This window comes from Stenotrophomonas sp. 112478_Sma, assembly GCF_056479905.1.
Genome location: NZ_CM151072.1, coordinates 2,223,558 through 2,240,841, shown reverse-complemented (window position 1 = coordinate 2,240,841; position 17,284 = coordinate 2,223,558). Strand labels below are relative to the sequence as shown.

15 protein-coding genes and 2 pseudogenes are annotated in these 17,284 nt (G+C 61.2%); 7 read left to right on the top strand and 10 right to left on the bottom strand.

Going from position 1 to position 17,284, the window contains the following annotated elements:
- Positions 1-74: 74 nt before the first annotated feature.
- Positions 75-1,607: an adenylate/guanylate cyclase domain-containing protein gene (locus ACZK08_RS10340; RefSeq protein ID WP_043033494.1), complete on the bottom strand. Its 1,533-nt coding sequence runs from the start codon at positions 1,605-1,607 to the stop codon at positions 75-77.
- Between the two features lie 133 nt (positions 1,608-1,740).
- Here ACZK08_RS10340 and ACZK08_RS10335 point away from each other — a divergent pair, with 133 nt between their 5' ends.
- Both ACZK08_RS10335 and ACZK08_RS10330 read left to right on the top strand, forming a co-directional pair.
- Positions 1,741-2,661, top strand: a complete 921-nt coding sequence (locus tag ACZK08_RS10335; protein ID WP_088428977.1) for a TIR domain-containing protein — start codon at positions 1,741-1,743, stop codon at positions 2,659-2,661.
- Between the two features lie 2 nt (positions 2,662-2,663).
- Complete coding sequence (locus ACZK08_RS10330) at positions 2,664-3,365, top strand: adenylate/guanylate cyclase domain-containing protein (RefSeq protein WP_197467664.1); 702 nt, start codon at positions 2,664-2,666, stop codon at positions 3,363-3,365.
- Between the two features lie 168 nt (positions 3,366-3,533).
- Here ACZK08_RS10330 and ACZK08_RS10325 read toward each other — a convergent pair whose 3' ends face one another.
- Both ACZK08_RS10325 and ACZK08_RS10320 read right to left on the bottom strand, forming a co-directional pair.
- Positions 3,534-5,498 carry an AAA family ATPase gene (locus ACZK08_RS10325; RefSeq protein ID WP_024956865.1) on the bottom strand — a complete coding sequence of 655 codons (1,965 nt, stop codon included), beginning with the start codon at positions 5,496-5,498 and terminating at the stop codon, positions 3,534-3,536.
- 101 nt (positions 5,499-5,599) lie between these two features.
- Positions 5,600-6,676 carry a site-specific integrase gene (locus tag ACZK08_RS10320; protein WP_049453654.1) on the bottom strand — a complete coding sequence of 359 codons (1,077 nt, stop codon included), beginning with the start codon at positions 6,674-6,676 and terminating at the stop codon, positions 5,600-5,602.
- Between the two features lie 104 nt (positions 6,677-6,780).
- Here ACZK08_RS10320 and ACZK08_RS10315 point away from each other — a divergent pair, with 104 nt between their 5' ends.
- On the top strand, positions 6,781-7,755 hold the full coding sequence (locus ACZK08_RS10315) for a DNA-binding protein (RefSeq protein ID WP_049453653.1): 975 nt from the start codon (positions 6,781-6,783) through the stop codon (positions 7,753-7,755).
- 150 nt (positions 7,756-7,905) lie between these two features.
- The gene (locus ACZK08_RS10310; RefSeq protein WP_033836002.1) at positions 7,906-8,511 is read left to right on the top strand and encodes a hypothetical protein; all 606 of its coding nucleotides are present in this window, start codon (positions 7,906-7,908) and stop codon (positions 8,509-8,511) included.
- 25 nt (positions 8,512-8,536) lie between these two features.
- Here ACZK08_RS10310 and ACZK08_RS10305 read toward each other — a convergent pair whose 3' ends face one another.
- Entirely contained in the window at positions 8,537-8,905 is a 369-nt protein-coding gene (locus tag ACZK08_RS10305; protein ID WP_229295632.1) for an SRPBCC family protein, read from the bottom strand.
- 177 nt (positions 8,906-9,082) lie between these two features.
- Positions 9,083-9,592, bottom strand: coding sequence for a lactoylglutathione lyase family protein (locus ACZK08_RS10300; protein ID WP_033836000.1), 510 nt, complete (start codon positions 9,590-9,592; stop codon positions 9,083-9,085).
- 93 nt (positions 9,593-9,685) lie between these two features.
- Here ACZK08_RS10300 and ACZK08_RS10295 point away from each other — a divergent pair, with 93 nt between their 5' ends.
- Positions 9,686-10,594 (top strand): LysR family transcriptional regulator, encoded by a 909-nt coding sequence (locus tag ACZK08_RS10295; protein ID WP_033835999.1) that lies wholly within the window; start codon positions 9,686-9,688, stop codon positions 10,592-10,594.
- On the opposite strand, the gene ACZK08_RS10290 is transcribed toward ACZK08_RS10295, so the two are convergent.
- Both ACZK08_RS10290 and ACZK08_RS10285 read right to left on the bottom strand, forming a co-directional pair.
- Entirely contained in the window at positions 10,554-10,769 is a 216-nt protein-coding gene (locus ACZK08_RS10290) for a helix-turn-helix domain-containing protein (protein ID WP_080353455.1), read from the bottom strand. The genes ACZK08_RS10295 and ACZK08_RS10290 overlap by 41 nt on opposite strands.
- Before the next feature lie 422 nt (positions 10,770-11,191).
- Positions 11,192-11,437, bottom strand: a complete 246-nt coding sequence (locus tag ACZK08_RS10285) for a helix-turn-helix domain-containing protein (protein ID WP_033835998.1) — start codon at positions 11,435-11,437, stop codon at positions 11,192-11,194.
- A 94-nt stretch (positions 11,438-11,531) separates the two neighbouring features.
- Here ACZK08_RS10285 and ACZK08_RS10280 point away from each other — a divergent pair, with 94 nt between their 5' ends.
- Positions 11,532-11,810, top strand: a complete 279-nt coding sequence (locus tag ACZK08_RS10280; protein ID WP_033835997.1) for a hypothetical protein — start codon at positions 11,532-11,534, stop codon at positions 11,808-11,810.
- Between the two features lie 43 nt (positions 11,811-11,853).
- Here the strand turns inward: ACZK08_RS10280 and ACZK08_RS10275 are convergent.
- From ACZK08_RS10275 to ACZK08_RS10265, 3 genes and pseudogenes are all read right to left on the bottom strand, one after another.
- A pseudogene (locus ACZK08_RS10275) lies at positions 11,854-14,381 on the bottom strand (Tn3 family transposase); the annotation flags it as partial.
- Positions 14,370-14,807 (bottom strand): annotated as a pseudogene (locus ACZK08_RS10270) (site-specific integrase); the annotation flags it as partial. The pseudogenes ACZK08_RS10270 and ACZK08_RS10275, both read right to left, overlap by 12 nt.
- The gene (locus ACZK08_RS10265) at positions 14,804-15,217 is read right to left on the bottom strand and encodes a MerR family transcriptional regulator (RefSeq protein WP_012480230.1); all 414 of its coding nucleotides are present in this window, start codon (positions 15,215-15,217) and stop codon (positions 14,804-14,806) included. The pseudogene ACZK08_RS10270 and the gene ACZK08_RS10265, both read right to left, overlap by 4 nt.
- Before the next feature lie 90 nt (positions 15,218-15,307).
- Here ACZK08_RS10265 and ACZK08_RS10260 point away from each other — a divergent pair, with 90 nt between their 5' ends.
- Positions 15,308-17,266: an FTR1 family protein gene (locus ACZK08_RS10260; protein WP_021201907.1), complete on the top strand. Its 1,959-nt coding sequence runs from the start codon at positions 15,308-15,310 to the stop codon at positions 17,264-17,266.
- The last annotated feature ends 18 nt before the right edge of the window (positions 17,267-17,284 follow it).

Sequence of the window (17,284 nt, the reverse complement as noted above, 5' to 3'; positions counted from 1 at the left end):
CCCGACAGGGTCTACGATCAACGTGGCACCGTAGTCCGGTGCCACGCGCTGCAGCAGCTCCAAAGGCCTTGGCGTCACGTCGCGGCCACATGAGGACGGATCGGCTGCGCGAGCGCAGGAGCCACTGCGGGTGCCACTTCAGCGTAGTGTGCCTCCAGTGTTGCCTTCGCCACGCGGTCCCCGGATGCGGCGAGTTCCTCCACCGCTGCGGCATAGTCTAGGTTCGCCGCCTTTCGCTTGTCGGTAAAGACGGTCCGTATCGCGGCGCTGGCGGCCTTGTAGGCATTTTCACCAATGGCCGTCTCCACACCGTCGCAGAGTCGTTGTTGGGCTTCAGATTCCAACACCGCTCGCCCCGTGGCACACCGCAGAAGGCTCCCCTTCATGCCCAGGCGGGAAATGGCAAGGGGGCCAAGTTCGAAGCCAATGGCCAATCCCAGCTCTGCCACTTCCGCGCCTTCGGCGCTCAGTTGCTCTAGGGCAGTGGAGAAACTGCTGCGCAATGCACCCGCGCACTGGGCAGCGGTGCTGACCGTGTCCTGCGCATCTGTCGTCTGTGACGTGCCCTCCAGCAGCACCCCATGAAGGCAGTCGCCAATAAAACGGACACGACGCCCTCCAAAATCCTCGTGTACGACCGCATCCAGCTCAGAGCGCAATACGTGCAGTGTTCGAACCAGATGTTCGGGATCCTCCTCTAAGTGCTTGTCCACGAAGTCGGTGAATCCGTCAATGTCGGCATAGATCGAAACGCCATCAAATCGCCTTGAGTTCGCCGCGCTGAGCAGGGAGAAGTCCAGATCAGAAAGCGGAGGCGTCGGTCGACTGAACTTGAATTCGCCGATAGGGAGCTCGGCCTGTTCATCTTTCCAGAGTTCGATGATGCGCGACTTGGAAATGCCGAGTGCAGCGGCCTCGACGCATGCGGAAATCTGAGCATCGGTCAGCGAAGTGGTGCGGTCCTTGTTGCCGGTCAAGGTAGGCAGTTCAAGCACGGCACGTGCGCCGTGCGTCAGGTAGATGCCTTCAGCCCCTCCATGCCCGGCACACTTGGCCGCCTGATTGGCTGGGGAGCCTAAGAAAAGAGGTTCTCGGCTGGCGCGACGACCATTGTTGACGGCCAACGCCATCCCGCTGTCAATGCCGACACGAACCTGGGCATTGGGGATGTGCGCGTCCGAGTCGCCCGTTTCAGCCAGCACATCGATGGCGAGCTGGGCGATCGCAACCGCGCGCTCGATCCGGGCGCGTTCGTTGGCATCGCCGTACGGCTTGGTCACAACCGCATGCAGCCGCTGGTTGTGAAAGTCCACACGGATGGCATCACTTTCAACGAGGATGCGATGGACGGCGCGGTAGTGCTGATTCAGGAATCGAAGGGCCCGCTTGTGGCAGGTTTCGCCTTCGATGTCAGTGCAGCTAAGCATGTCCGCCAGATTGACGATGTCGATGTAGACATGCGCCCCTTGGACGCGATAGGCGCGATTGACTGGAATATCCACCAGCGAGGTTTCCCGCTTGTAATCGCGGATGTCCACGTCGCGGACTTCGGCGTAACGGGTGGCAATGCGCTTCTTGGTGCGATCTTTTTTCCAGCTGTGTCCCATCGTGCTACTCCCTGCGCCCAAGAGGAGGCCAGGCCGGGCGGGTCGCGTCGCCTACGGCGTGGCTGGCAGCCGGATTCATTCCAGCTCCTTTGGGCGTATATTGGGACCCAGTTCACACTTTCAAGGGGGCAGTATGGGGACTGGGATCGTCGAGCGCCTCGCGGCGGATGATGGCAGGCGACTGATCGCCGCCTTGGCTGAGTTCCGCCTGCTGGCCGGCTTGGACGCGGCCGCAGCCCAGCTGGCACAGGCCGGGGAATTGCTCGACGTGGGGACAGGGCAGGCCTTTATCACTCAGGGCGCCCCAGAGACCGACGTTTTCTTCATTGTCTCCGGCTCCGTGGACGTGCTGGTCAACGGCAAAGTGGTTAATACCCGAAGGGCTGGGGACCACGTCGGCGAAATGGCAGCCATCGAACCGGCGCAACTGCGGGCGGCAACTGTTACTGCACGCGAGCCGACCGTAGTGCTAAAGGTGCCGGAAATCGATTTCAGCAGGATTGCGGATTCACACCCCGTCATCTGGCGGCGGCTGGCCGCGACCCTTTCGCGCCGTCTAAAAGAGCGCAATCACATGATTACCCAACCTCGCGGACAGGTCCGGGTCTTTGTGATGTCGTCGGTGGAGGCGCTCCCTGTCACGCGGTTGCTGGTACAGCACTTCGAGCACGACCCGTTCCTGACGGTGGTATGGGACCACGGGGTGTTCCGCGCCGCCAACTACACACTTGACGAGCTCGAGCGCCAGCTGGAACAGGCAGACTTTGCCATTGCCGTGGCCCACGCGGATGACATGGTCATCAGCCGCGGTGACGAGTGGCCTGTCATGCGCGACAACGTCGTCTTTGAACTGGGTATGTTCATTGGATTCCTGGGGCGTCGGCGCGCCTTCTTGATGGAGCCGCGCGAAGACAAGCTGAAGCTTCCCAGTGATCTCACGGGGCTCACGACCGTCCCCTACCGATACACCCCTGGCCCGGACGCCCGGGCTTTGATTGCACCGGCATGCGAACAAATTCGCTCCCGCATTCTCGAAGCTGGGCCGAGGGACTGACGGTGGCACTGCTGGAAGAGATGACGGCCGCCGTGCAGGCGATAGCACAAACCCGATGGTCTACACGGAGAGGTCAAGTTGTACCCGATCCAGAAGATGTGCGATTGGGCAATGACGCAGTGGAGTTTGATCGTGCCACTGTTTTGTACGCGGACCTGAACGGCTCAACGAATATGGTCGACACCGAAGCCTGGCAGTTGAGTGCAGAGATCTACAAAGCGTTCCTGCACTGTGCAGCGACGATCATCAGGAAAGAGGGCGGCAAGATCACCTCCTACGACGGAGATCGTGTCATGGGCATCTGGGTGGGTGACCGGCAAGCCACGCCGGCGGCTAAGGCCGGGTTGAAAATCAACTATGCGGTCAAGATGATCGTCATGCCAGCGTTGAAACAGCAGTACCCCGACTGGACAGGTACCGTGAGGCATGTCGTCGGAATCGACAGCAGCCCAATCCGAGCTGCTCGCACGGGTATTCGAGGCGGCAACGACATCGTCTGGGTTGGACGCGCGGCCAATCATGCGGCCAAGCTCACGGACCTGGACCTTGCCCCGTCAACCTGGATTACCGATGAGGTGTTCATCCGGTTGGCTGATGAGTTGAAGTACGGTGGAACGCCGCCGACTCTGATGTGGGAGGCGTTCCGCTGGAACCGGCAGGGTGGTCGCCGCATTCACGGATCAGACTGGGCTTGGCGCGTCTAAAGCGCCCTCTGCGGACCCGGCATTCGCAGGGCCAGCATGGCAGGGAAAGGGCGCACTGTTAGAGGCCGATTTCATGGCGCGGGAGTCAGGCAGCCGAGTCCTGCCCTCCGATGAGTGCGCGCCGGGAGAGGAACCCGCTGCCATTGCGGAGCTCTGGCAGAGGTTCATCTACGCACCGGCCCCTAGCGCCGCATTGATCTCAGCGAAGGCCTTCTCAAAGCGCTCCAGCGTTTCATTGATGGCCGTAGTTTCCGCGGCCAGCACGTGCTGATTCTGGATGAGCCAGTTGGCGGGAGTGAAATGATCCAGGGGCGGAACGGAAGCCCCCATGACATTAAACAGTGCTTCGGCCTGTTTGACCTGGCGCGTCAGGGCACCGTCTTGGCTGAACTGCCGGGCGGAAATTTGCCCTTTTCCCTTCAGACCGTAGGCACCGTTGAGGATGTCGGCGAAGACGGCGGGTGCGAAGAAGTCCTCAATGTCGCTCTCCGCCTTTCCGGTGAAATCCGTGGCTACCAAGACGCCGGAAGTCTTCATGATCTGAGACTCCCTCAGCCGCTGCACCTTGCCTTTATCGCCATTGCCGTAGTCACACAAGGCGACCATGTGGATGCCCTTGCCAGAGAAGAGCGAGGCGAACGATTGCACTTTGTCTATGCCGCCTGTGGGGCAGATCACCCACCGGCTGTCCAAGCCTTGGCGCTTGCGTTGCTTGAGCGCGTGCGATGCCGCCTGAAGATAGAGCACATCCGAAGGTCCTTCGACCAACAGGGTATGCGCTCCCACAAACAGGCTTTGGGTAACCTCGTAACCGAGATGGGCCTGAAGGGGGAACAGCGTGTCCTGATCGACGCTCAGGACGTCCGCGGAGACCTGTGTGCCCTTAACGGTGGGGCGGCGACGCTGGTCGTAGGTGACAACGTCCTCGACGACGCGAACGTCCGCAAGACGATCGGCCGGCACCATAAAGGGCGAGTGGGTGCTGTAGATGACCTGGTGGTCGGGGAGTAGACGCTCAATGATGTAGCGGAGCAGATCAGCTTGCGCCTTTCCATGTAGCGTCAATCCAGGCTCATCCAGAAGGATGATCGCACCGGGGTTCCTCTTTCGCATCTGCTTGAACTGCGACAGGAAGGAGAAGAACCAGACGAATCCGGCGCTGCGCTCAGACAGGGGCACCGAAACCTTGTGGTTGTCATTCCGAATGCGGATTTTGGCAACAGTCCCGCTATTGAAGGGGGCGGGATCCTCGGAGAGGCCTTGGGCAAGCGCTATCTCTACACTGAGCGCGTCGTTCTGACTCCAAAACTCGAAGATCTCATCGGTAATTTCATTGGAGGCGGCTTGGCAACGTGCGTTGAGCTCTTCCAGGCGTGTGCTGGACTGCAATTCGCTGACCGACGTCCCGGCGTACTCGAGGAAGTCGAGGAAAATCTGGTCACCCGGGGAGATCGTCGCGCCGCTTTGGGTGTCACGAGACAGCTTGTCCAGCGATATCTCCCCGGACATGCGATCAAAGTGAGAGGTATAGAAGAACGCCGGCATCCTTTTCTGCAGGATATCGATGGCCGCCAGCACTGGTTTCCCCTTGCGGAAGCCGCTGATGGACCGCTTGACCGCCTGCAATTGGTCAGACGGCTCGGGGTGCGCATCTATCTCGACCACGAGTCGATCCAGCAATATCTTGGAAAACTTCTCCCGCTCTTCGCCTGCCACACCGTGCTGGTCGAGCAGAAACGCGCGCACCACGTTGGGATCGACGTGAATGCTCCAAGTGCTGTGGCCACTGTAATCTGTCGTTACGTCAACGGTCGTACTACTTAACGCGCCGGCACCCAGGACGTCGGCGACCGCCTTTTGGTCTTCGTGGCTGAGCTCCCAGGTCAGGGTGGCAACCGGTGCGGGTTCGTCGTCGTGGCGTTCCTCATACCGCGTGAGGAAGCGGCGGGGGTAATCGCGCACCGTGTCGTAAGCAAACTGGTCGGCGATGGGACGGGTACCAAACAACGCCGTCAGAATTGCAGTCTTGCCCGCCTCGTTCTTACCGACCAAGCAGGTCAGCTCTCCGACATCGAACGTTCCGGAATCCTCTGCAGAACGGAAGTTTCGGATCCGTGCCTTGACTAGCTTCATGCTGCCCCCTGATTCCTGCCGTGGATGGTGCGCGTCTTGTGCAGGATAGGGCCCGAGCGGGGCACATTCAACGCGCACTGCTGGCAGCTCGGGCCGGAGGCTCAGTCCTCATCCATCAGGCGCGCGGCGGGGTTGCTGCCGACGCCGCCCTGCTGGAAATATCCGATCACGCTGGCCACGGAGCGGTGATCGGTCATCGCCATCAGCGCCGGCAGGGCCACCCCACGCCGCGCACCTTCGGTAACAAAGCCCGAGCGCAGGCTGTGGCCGGCAAAGTCCCCGTCCAGACCGGCCAACCGCGCCCGGTCCTTAACGATGGCGGCGACCGCCTTGCCGCTGAGCGCGCCGCCCAATGACCGTGGCCAGACGCGCCGGAACAGGGGGCCGTCGGTAATCTCGGCCACGTCCAGCCAGTCCTGCAGTGCGGTGGCTGCCTCTCCCAGGATGGGCTTGTCGGGGCTGCTGCCAACCACTGGCCCGGACTGCAAGGTTTTTCCGTGATCCAAGCGATAGGTGTAGCCGCCTTCGGGCAGTCGGGTGAGGTGATTCACCGTCGCCTCGGCGACTTCGCTGCGGCGGCGCCCGCCGCTAGCAAAGGCAAAGTAGAGCAGGGCGCGATCGCGCTTCCCCTTGAGCGAGGTGTCGCAGGTGGCCGCCATTGCGCGCAGATCTGCGGCTGACAGCGCGGTCTTCTTGGCCGGGCGCTCGCCTCGTTTGTGAGAAGCCCTGCGCCCCTTGGACAGTAGGGTCCTCACGGCGCGATCCTCGCAAGGGTTGTCTTGGCGGGCCTGCTTGTGGGCCGCCGACAAGACCGCCACCCGGTGGACCAGGCTGGAGAACGCCAGCGGCCCAGGCTTCTTCTTCAGGCCCGCATGCACCAAGGCACTATCCAAGTCTGCAGGCAGATCCCAACGAAGCCCCAAATCGCCTGAGCGCCCCATGTGATCCACGATGAACTGAACCACTGCCGCCGGGGGGACGGGTAGGGCGATGGGCCTGCCATAGCGCCCTTCGAACCAGCCCGCCCAATAGCGCAGGGCGCCGGCGTAGCTGCGAATGGTGTTAGGCGCTTCGGCCTCCTGCAGGATGTCTCGCACCGCTTCTGCGGCGGAAGTGGCCAGCCGCTCCGGAACCAGCCCCGAAACGAGTTCCCCTGACGCAGCAGTGATATTATTCATATGTACTATGTATTGTGCACTATGATTAGGTTGAGCTACATCTGATAAATATGCCTTATCAGACATGGCCTGCCAATTCTCACCGTTCCGCAGAAGGACACCCAATGGCCAAGGGCATCAGCGAACTGGATGTGCACCAGGCAGCGGACGACATCATCGCCGCCGGCGAACGTCCCACCGTCGAGCGAATCCGAGCCCACTTGGGCACCGGCTCGCCCAACACCGTCACGCGTTGGCTGGAGACCTGGTGGCAGACCGTAGGCTTTCGCCTGCGCCAGCGCGCCATTGAGGCGGCGGTTCCAGGCATCCCAGAGCGGGTAGCTCACCTGAGCCAGCGTTTGTGGCAGGCCGCGCTGCAGGATGCCGGCGAGCTCGCTCAGACCCAGCTGGAGTCGACCAGGCACGCACTGGAGGAACGCGAGCGCCTGCTGGAGGAGGACCGGGTGGCCCTGACGCTGGCGATTGAGGCCAGCCAGAAGCGCGAAAGGGAGGCTCAGGTCCAGACTCAGGCCGCCGCCACCACCGCGGAGCAGTTGGCGGCACAGGTCTCCCAGATGACGGCACAAGTACAAGACCTGCTGCGCCAACGCGATGGAGCCTATGGACGGGCGGAGCGACTCGAGCAGGAACTGGATGCCGTACGCCGCAGTCTGGGCGAGGCCGCGGCCGCTCACGAAGAAGAGAGGAGGGCGCTCCAGGCGCACGTCAGGGCAGTGGAGGATCGTGCCCATACGGAGGTTGACCGGCATCGCCAGGCGTTGCGGTCAGCCGAGCAGGAGTGGGGGCGGGAGCGCATGGCCTTGGCCACCTCATTGCGAGAGAGCGAGCAACAAGCCATTGCTGCTGCCAACCGCGAGCAACAGGCATTGCGCCGACTGGAAGGCGTGAACGCGCGGGCTGATGGCTTGGAGGCGCAGCTGACGTCACTGAAGGAAACCACTCGGCAAGTTACCGAGGCACTCCGACAAGGGAGAGCGAACACGGCAACGCCAAGCAGGCAAAGCAAGCCACGCCGCACCGCGCCCAGAAGAGTGGGCGAGCCGACACAAGAATCCAATAGCAGGAAATCTAAGACTTGAGGCCATCCATTCGATCAAGGCTTCTTTCCCCGAAAGACTTGGAGGACGTACACGCCCCCCCCCCAAAGTTCATCCTCGACCGCGCCCGAGAGCACGGCGCGACAGGCCCCGTACGAACGGTAGAAACCAGCACGCCGGAGGAGGAACGCCATGAAGCAGGGAAGAACTGACAGAGATTGGGCGGTGGTCGCTGTGATGACCTTTGCCGCAGGAGCCGTCTTGACTTGGGCACTCATGAGCAAGCCGAGTCCCAAATCCGCCACGTTAGCGCTTGACTGGCCGGCGTGGGTGCAAGCGATCGGCAGCATCGCAGCCATCATCGCCGCGGGACTGATCCCCCTTTGGCACGCCAGAGTCAGGAGACGGGAGGTCACACAGTCCCTCATAGAGCTGATTTCCTATGCGCGATTTCCAGCGACACTGATGCTGGCGCAGTTCGAGGGAGGATTCGGCGGCCCCCGGCTGATCTTGGCGCATCTGACCCAGCTTCATAAGGCTTTCGATTCAGTCAACTATGTTGACGTGCCGAACCGATCCTTGGCGATTGCGCTGCAGCAATCAGCAACGGCTGTGAGTGCACTTAAGGAGATCCAGGAACTCTTTCTGAGAAAAGAAGAGATGAAAAAGGGGCGGGGGAGCGAGATCGTTAAAAAGTACCTGCTCATGCTCGATAGAGCCGTCGAAGAAGCAATCAAGGCAACCGGTCAGCGGCCTCGAGACTTCAACTACGACACAATCGTGCTGCCTAATGAATAGCCCATGCAAATGCTGTTCGTTACAACTACGCGGTAATCCACGCATGATGAACGTCAAGTCGATCGGCAGACCCGGGCTCACCGGCCCAGCCATGCCAAGCGATCCGGCCCGGACCCTCGGAGGTAGGAGCCTCATGCTCGACGCATTGAGCCTCCACGGGGAAGCCAAAGGTTTCAAAGTAGAATCGATCCCCGTTTCGCAACAGAGGGCCGGCGCCATCGTGGAAGCGCACATTGGCTGAATTTCCGTAGTAGGTCGGCCACAGACGTGGCTCTTCAAGCAACGGCCAAACATCAGCTGCGGCAAGGCCGAGGACGATCAGCTCATTCGAGACAAAGTTTTCGGTGTAACCAGGAAGGTAGCCTTCCGGCCAACGAATGCCGTTCATTTTCATCATATGCTCCTTAGGGCTAGCGGCGCGGCTCGCCGATGAATCGTTAAAATTACGTTCGCCAGCTTCTAACTTGCAGACCTCTGACTTCTACAGCCGAGACACTTGCTCCGTACCGTCGTGTCTCAGTTTGGCGAGGACTGCCTGGCAGTCGAAAGCTGGCTGAGGGTGTGCGTGGAGCTAGACGTACGCGCCAGCTGAATACGTAAGCTCGTAGCTGTGGCTGTAGATCTCCAGGATGTTGCCCAGCGGATCCTCCATGTAAACCATCCGATAGGGCTTCTCCCCTGGGAAGTACTCTCGAACCGGCATTCGCTGCTTTCCACCAGCTGCCACAATCCGAGCGGCCAGGCCTTCAACGTCCGGATCCTGAATACAGAAGTGGAAGACGCCCGACTTCCAGTACTCGAAGTTGTTCGCGGGACGCTCGGCGTTATTGAACTGGAAGATTTCGACTCCAACCCGGTCACCAGTGGATAGATGTGCAATGCGGAAGCTGCCCCATCCAGGCCCAAACACATCCGTGCACATCACGCCAATTGCGCTTTCGTCTTCAGCAATCCTGGTCGGCGGCATGACGAGGTACCAGCCCAAGACTTCTGTATAGAAGGAAACCGCGGCATCGAGATCGGTAACAGACAGGCCGATGTGGGAGAAGGCGCGAGGGTAGGGAGGGGGTAGGGCAGGCACGGCACACCACTGAAGAGAGGGGTAGCCGCAAGATTAGACCCTGCAACTCAACCATGATCTGATCCATTTTTATCAGATTGATAAAATATTCTTATGCTGAATGAGCATTGGCTCCGATCCTTTCGGGCTATCGCAGAGGTCGGGAGCTTTACCAGGGCCGCAGGCCAGCTGCAGCTCACCCAGGCTGCGGTCAGTCAGCATGTACGTCATCTTGAGCAACAGCTGGGTGCCCTGTTTCTGCGCAGACCACGATTTATTGAACTGACGCCGGCGGGAATGGCTCTATTGCAGTACTGCCAAGAGATGGATTCGGCCGATCGCCGGCTTCAAGCCAAGCTCGCGAGCGCGGACAGCGATCAGGGGGAGTTTGCGCTGATAACCCCCGGGAGTGTTGGCCTTGCTCTTTACCCGGTGTTGCTGGACTTCCAGCGCACCCATCCCGGCTTGATCATTCGTCATCGCTTCTCGCCGGACCCAGAAATCCTATCGGCGGTACTGGAGAAGAAGTACGAGGTGGGTCTACTTGCACTTCGGCCGGATGACCCTCGGCTGCGGGCTGAGCCCTTCACCGAGGAGGCGCTTGAGCTGGTAGTTCCGAGAGGTGCCTGCGCGGACAGCTGGGCGGATCTTCAAAAGTTGGGTTTCGTTGATCATCCAGATGGCCAGGCTATGGCCACCCGCCTTCTCGCCCGCAAGTTCCCAGGAAATCCAGGCGTACGCGCGCTTCCTATACACGGCTTCACCAATCAGGTTGCGCTCATCCTTGAGCCGGTATCGCTCGGGCTGGGATTCACTGTCATTCCGCGACACGCCCGTGAATCCTTCGCTCGGCAAGACGCAATTGAGGTGGTTGACTGTGGATCTCCGGTGGTTGACACCCTCTGGATGATCCATCGATCCGAATGGCCACTGTCTGGGCCAGCTAAATGGTTGACCCAACAGCTTCGAGGCCTGCCTCGATTCAGCGGGAGGAGGGCTCCACCTCTCGCTGGAGCGGACTGAGGCCCCTTCTATACTGGTCTGGGGTCCGGCCAGAGTGTCGCTTGAACATCTCACTGAAAGACGTTGAGTTTGCATAGCCCAGATCGTCTGCAATCTGCGTAATTGATCGGTCTGAACCCAAGGCATCAATTGCCCTCAGAAAACGAAGCCGACTGCGCCACTCTCCGAACCCCATCCCTAGCTCGCGCTTTGCCAAGCGCTCAAGCGATAGCCTTTGCGTCTCGAAGCTTGTGTAGGGCGCAATCCTCCACGTCAGACAGTCGCGCCGAAAGGGTATAGGCCCCGCGACAAGCCCATCGGAGGCATTTAGGGGTTCGCTTTAGCGACCTGTGGAGCTGCTGTGGAGTGGGCCGGAGAAATGTCTTCACATCAACAACTGTAAAGACGTCGCTTCACCCGGATCTACACGAGGGTTCAGACCCCACGGTTCCACAAAACAGCCTAAAGTTTCGACCCGGCACGCCGAGGCCGATCTACGTCAGGGATTTCCGGCAGGGCGTGCCCCTTCCATCCGGTTGGCCGTCTGTCACTGGCGTGTGCGCCTGGTCCCGACCGGCCGGCAAGAAGCGCGAACCTACCGCTACACCCTAAGGGGCTTTAGCCTTTGATTCGCTTCTCAAAGTTTGTGATCAACTTGCCCAGCGAAAGGCCTGTCAGGCGGGCGATATCTCTCAGCTCCACCACATCAACCCTTCTCTTGCCTGTTTCGACGTCGCTGATGAATGACTGGCTGCGGCCCAGCATGCTGGACACCTGGGCCTGGGTCAGACCGGCAGCTAGCCGCGCCTCGCGAACAGCCTCAATGAGGGCAGCGTACTCTTTTCGATGGATGGACTTCGACACGACCGCGCCTTGGCTGAGCGGCCTAGAAAGCTATATCCAGTTCTCCGATATCTAAAAACCCGATATTCTGTCTTCTTCATTGACAGGGGGACGCATGAGCGAACAGCCATACCGCTTCATCACCGCGGCCAGAAGCAGAGCAACACTGATCCTGGCAGCATCAGCACTGCTAGCTGCCTGCAGCGGTCCGACAGACAAGAAGATGGTTACGAATGGAACCCAGCAGCAATACCGGCAGTCAATTGACGCTATCGACGCGGAACTCAATGCCCACGAAAGAGCGGCCTTCAACTGGGCAGTCGCTGGGATGAACCTTGAAGAGGGTCGGCAGGGAATCATTACGTACAGGGCCAAAAGCTGCCTAAGCGACTGAATTTCAAAGTTGATTGCTCGTCTCTCGATCAGGTTCTCCCCATCTATGGGGTCTGTTCAAGCACCTTGGCTGTGTAGCTCAGCGGCGCCACTTCCCTTTCAAGATCCAGGTGGTAGTCGCCGAAGCGATTGATGTGGCTGGTCCGATAAGGCGACAGGCCGGCCAGGATCTCGGGCGTCAGTTCAATCCCCTCCTTCCTCATCTCGGCCAAGGTCCGGCTCATGCCTTCCACGTTGTGGAGGATGATCATGTTGGCCACCAGCTGGCTGTACTTGATGATCTTGCGCTGCTCGTGTTGGACGTTCTCAGCAATGATCCCCTGGCTGCCAAAGAACACCCATTTCACGAAGCCGTTGTATTCCTCGCTCTTGTTGGTGGCAGCATGGATCGTTTTGCGGATCTCATTGTCATCAATGTAGCGCAGCAAGAACAGCGTTCGAACGGCCTTGCCAAGTTCCCGGAAGGCGAAGTACAGCTTGTTCTTCCGGCTGTAGGTGCCCAGCCGGCGCAGGATCGAGGACGCGGTGATCTTGCCCAATCGGAGATCACCACCCGCAGCATGTCGTGGAGATGGGTGGCGATCAGTTGCCAGTCGATGCTGTCCCCGAACAGTGCCTGGATGTTCTTATAAGCCCTACCCGGTTCGGGCCGAAAGAATGTCAGGTCCTTGATGTTCCGGATCCGGGGCATCAGCTGGATGCCCAGCATGTGGGCCAGGCCGAAGACCGGATAGCTTTGGGCCTGCGTGTCGCCATGGACGATCTCAGGCTGGATGTCGGAAGTGTTGGCCAACAGACCGTCGAGGATGTAGATGCCCTCGTGCACGCCACAGGGAATGAAGTGGCTGAACGGCGCTACGTATTTGTCGGACACGTGGCAGTAGCCGATGCCACCGTAGCCGCCGTAGCGGATGTGATACTCCGACAGCAGGTTGTCCTCGTAGACGCTCCACTTCGTGCCATCAGCTGATGCGCTCTTGCCGCTGCCCCAATAGCCAGGCAGGTCGAATTTGTTGTAGGTATTGATGACCTCCACGATGGCCTTCTCAAGCACATCCTCGGTCACGTATTTCAGGTTGAGCCAAGCGACTTGGCGCCGGCTGAAGCCCTTGATCGACCGCGCCGTCTGCGTCGGCCCCAGGTTGCAGCCATAGCAGAATAGCGTGGTGATCACACGTCGGGGCAGATCTTCGACCTGGCTCTCGGTGCCGGCGATCGGGCGGAAGAAACGGTGCAGATCCAGCCATTGGCTGGCATCGATCAGGACATCGACGATGCTGGATTCTGGAAGCCGTTCGGCGATGAGGCGATCCACCGTGGTAATCGCGCTGGAGACTTCGGCGCGTTGCCCCTTCCGCAGCACCAGGCGCCCATCCAGGATGTCCGCATGTACGTTCTCCGGGAAACGCGCGTCGACCTCATCGGCCAGGGAGGTCAGTTGTGCACGTAATCCCGCCACGAAAGACTCGGCGTCGGTGGGCAGGCCTGACACCTGGCCGTAGGCTTCCAGTTCCTGGGCCAAGGTGGCTTCATCGACCAGCTGCTCACGGTAGTCATCAAACCGTTCGCTGCTGGGAATGAAGAGATCTCCGGACTTCAGTTCGTCCTTGACCTGCACCAGCACGGCCAGCTCGAAGTACTTACGGTGCATCCAGCCGGCGCCGGCTGCACTGGCCCGCTTGCCGAACACGTGCTGACACCAGAGCTTGGACATCCAGTCAAAGTCCTTTTCCGGGTCCAAACCGAGGGAGGCGACCTCGATCAGCTCACGGCGCTGGTTGCGCAGCGAGAGCACCGCTGCGATCAGCGGCTCCATGCCGGCGTCGTGGCTGGTCGCCCGAAGTTTCATCAGCTCCAGCCCATTGAACAGCAGCGGCCTGACCGCGCCATAGGGCTGCAGCATGAAAGGCAGGTAGTTCTTCCCGGCGTAGGCCATATGTTCTTCGCATTCGGCCAGCAAGGTCGACACTTCCGCTTCCAGGCTGTTGTCGATGGCATCCACGCGCTGACTATCGCTGCCGTCTAGCTGATAGGCCTGCAGGATTTCCTTGAGCTGGCCGATGAGGAAGTCGGCCCGTTTGGCATGTTCGAGCTGGTAGGCCAGCAATTTCTGCTGGGCCGTGTTCTCCAGCCCGCGCACCTGCTTGATGAACAACTCGGCTGCATCATCCAGTGTCTTGGCATGCTGGGCGCGAATGAAGATGGTGGCCAGCGCATAGCGCTTGTCCGGAGCCAGTTCGGCCAGCTCGCTGGCGTCATAGGCCCGAGCCATTGCACGGAACTGCTTGAGCTTGGGCACCGGCACATCGATGGGAGGCAGCTGGTCGGCCAACTGCTGCAGCATGCGGATGTGCTGCAGGTAGAACCGAACTTCCTTGTTGGTGGGCCGGCCGGGCTCGCGCTTGAGTGATTGCCAGCCGGTGAACCTGGACCCTTCCGGTGCGCGCAGCAGTTCGTCGATGAGCGTGCGCGTGGCAGGCGTCAGCGCGTGGCTGATGCTGCGGTAGTAGCCCAGATTGACCCGCTCACGGGCGCCGATGGCGGCCAGCTCCAGAGTGCGGAACCCGAGCAGCACCAGCGCTCGGTCTCGTTGATGGCGCAGCGCCGCCGGCCCATCGCCCCGGGCATGTGCCGCAGCGATCGCCGCGGCCAGCCAGTCATCGAGCTCGACCAGCCGCCGAATCTGGAGCGGCGCGGCTTGCTTGACCTGGCCCGGGTGCAGGGTCTGGATGCCTTTGAGCACCTTGCGCACCAGCGGCGATCGGGTCGGGTCGACAAAGCCGTGGTCGCGGTGCCAAGAGGCGATGGCCGCCAGACGTTGGCGGAGGGTGCTGGTCGCCAAGGTCTGCGCATAAGCGGCCAGGTACCGGGCCACGCTGTCAGGTGTCGCTGGGAGGTGGCCTTGCCATTCAACCTCGAAGTGCCGCAGCGCCGACGCATAGCTGCGCACCGTGTTCTGGCGCGTGGCCGCATCGAGGTAGCGGTCCAGTTCGGTCACTGGCGCGTGGCCTCCACCGAGGTCGTCTGGCGCAGCGTCGACAGGATGGTGCATTCCGCCCGCTGCCCGCCATGGCAACTGGCAATCACCCGTTCCAGCTCGCTGGCCATGCGCTGCAGGTCGGCCATGCGGGCGCGCACGTCGGCCAGATGGCTGCGGGCCAACCGGTCCACGTCCCCGCACGAAAGCTCCTCATCGCCGGCCAGCTGCAGCAGGCTGCGGACCTCCTCCAGGCTGAAGCCCAGGTCCCGGCCACGCGCAATGAAGCGCAGCCGCTCGATGTCGGCCGGGCCATAGACCCGGTAGCCGTTGCCCGTGCGCCCCGGGCGCGGCAGCAACCCGATCCGCTCGTAATAGCGAATCGTCTCCAAGTGGCATCCGCTGGCGTCGGCAGCCTCACTGATTTTCATTCGTAGTACGCTTGACTCCGTAGTAGCTACGGACTTTACGCTGAACCCGTATCCGCCGCCACTCCGGCCGCGGCGCTGCATGTGACGACCATGCCACTGCCCATCGCCTTGATTCGCTACTGCCTGATTGCCTTGCTGATCGGCTGGGTTCTGCCCGCTTCTGCTCAGGCGGAGCCTGCCGCAGCAGACCTGCGCCAAACCTGGCAGATGCTCGATTACATCGCGGTCGACTACCCCGGCGCGGTCCAGGCCGGTCGCGTAATTGCCCCCAACGAATACGCCGAAATGAGCGAGTTTGCCGGCGCCGTGCGCAGTCAGCTGGCAGCATTGCCCGGTGGCCAGAACCAGCAGGAGCTGACGGCCCAGGCCGACCGCCTGGTCCAGGCGGTGGCAGAGAAGGCCGACCCGGCGCAAGTGGCAACGTTGGCGCGCGGGCTCGGCACGACGCTGTTGGCCCGCTACCCGATCGGCGCTGTTCCGGCGAGCGCGCCGAAGACCTCCCAGGCCGCGTCCATCTACAGCCAGCAGTGCGCGGCCTGTCACGGCCCCACAGGTCACGGTGATGGCCCCGCCGCGCAAGCGTTAAGTCCGCCGCCGATCGCGTTCACCGATGCCACTCGCGCCGCGCAGCGAACGCCGCTGTCGTTGTACGAGGTCATTTCCCAGGGTGTGCCGGGTACCGGCATGGTCAGCTTCTCTGGGCTGTCAGAAAGTGATCGCTGGGCGTTGGCATTCTATGTGGGCAGCTTGGGGTACTCCTCGCAAGCCAAGGCTCAAGGTGAGGCGTTATGGCGCACCAGTGCCGAGGCCCATACGCACATTCCCTCGCTCGAAGCGCTGACACGCACGCGAGAGGCCGATCTTGCCACCACGATGCCCGCCGATCAGGCAAACGCGATCATCGCCTACCTGCGTTCGCAGCCACAGGCAGTAAACGAAGCGGTACCAGGAGCCGATCGCTTTGCGGTGGCGCGGCAGCGACTGGCCGCCAGCCAGCGCGCTTACGCTGATGAGGACCTGGCTCAAGCCAAAAAGCTTGCGCTCTCGTCCTATCTGGATGGTGTAGAGCCGCTTGAACCCACGCTGGCCACGCGCAATCCGTCATTGCTGCGAGAGATCGAGACGGCCATGGCAGGCTACCGCGCGCAGCTGGATCAGCATGCGCCCGCGGCTGACGTTGCCGGGCAGGCAGCGCAAATTGCCCAGCTGTTTGATCGCGCGGACGTGGCGCTGCAGGACACCCGAATAGGCGCCAGCACCGCGTTTCTAGGCAGCTTTACCATCTTGGTACGCGAAGGACTGGAAGCGCTGCTGATCGTGATTGGTATCGTGGCGTTCTTGCGTAAAGCCGAGCGGTCTGATGTGTTGCCGTATGTGCATGCGGGTTGGATCTGCGCGTTGTTGGCAGGCGCAGCTACCTGGGCAGTGGCCACTTACTTTGTTGATATCAGCGGTGCGAACCGGGAAGTCACTGAGGGCGTCTCGGCCTTGTTCGCTGCCGCTGTCCTGCTCAGCGTAGGCATCTGGATGCACCAAAAGAGCCTTGCAGGGCGGTGGCAGGAGTACCTGCACGCCAAGCTGACGACTGCGCTGACACGGCGCTCGGCTGTTTTCCTGTTCATGCTGGCCTTTGTCGCGGTGTACCGCGAGGTGTTTGAGACGATCTTGTTCTACATCGCGATGTGGAGCGATCAGGCGTCCACCGCCATCCTCGCAGGCCTGGTGGCGGGAATCGCGGTGTTGGCTGCGGTGGCGTACTGGATGCTGCGCATGAGCAGGCGGCTGCCGATTGGCCGGTTCTTTTCGATCAGCTCGATTCTCATCGCGGTGATGGCGGTCATCCTGATCGGTAAAGGCGTGGCCGCGTTGCAGGAAGCGGGCTGGATCTCTCAAACACCGCTCGCGTTGCCGCGCATCGAGTGGATCGGCCTGTATCCCACCTGGCAGTCGCTGCTGGCGCAGGTATTGGTAGGCACCGCCGCCATCGTGGGGTTCCTCGCCAATGCCCGTTCCGGTGTGCGTAGACAGCCAGGCGCAAACAAGCAATGAAACAACACAGCAGAGGAC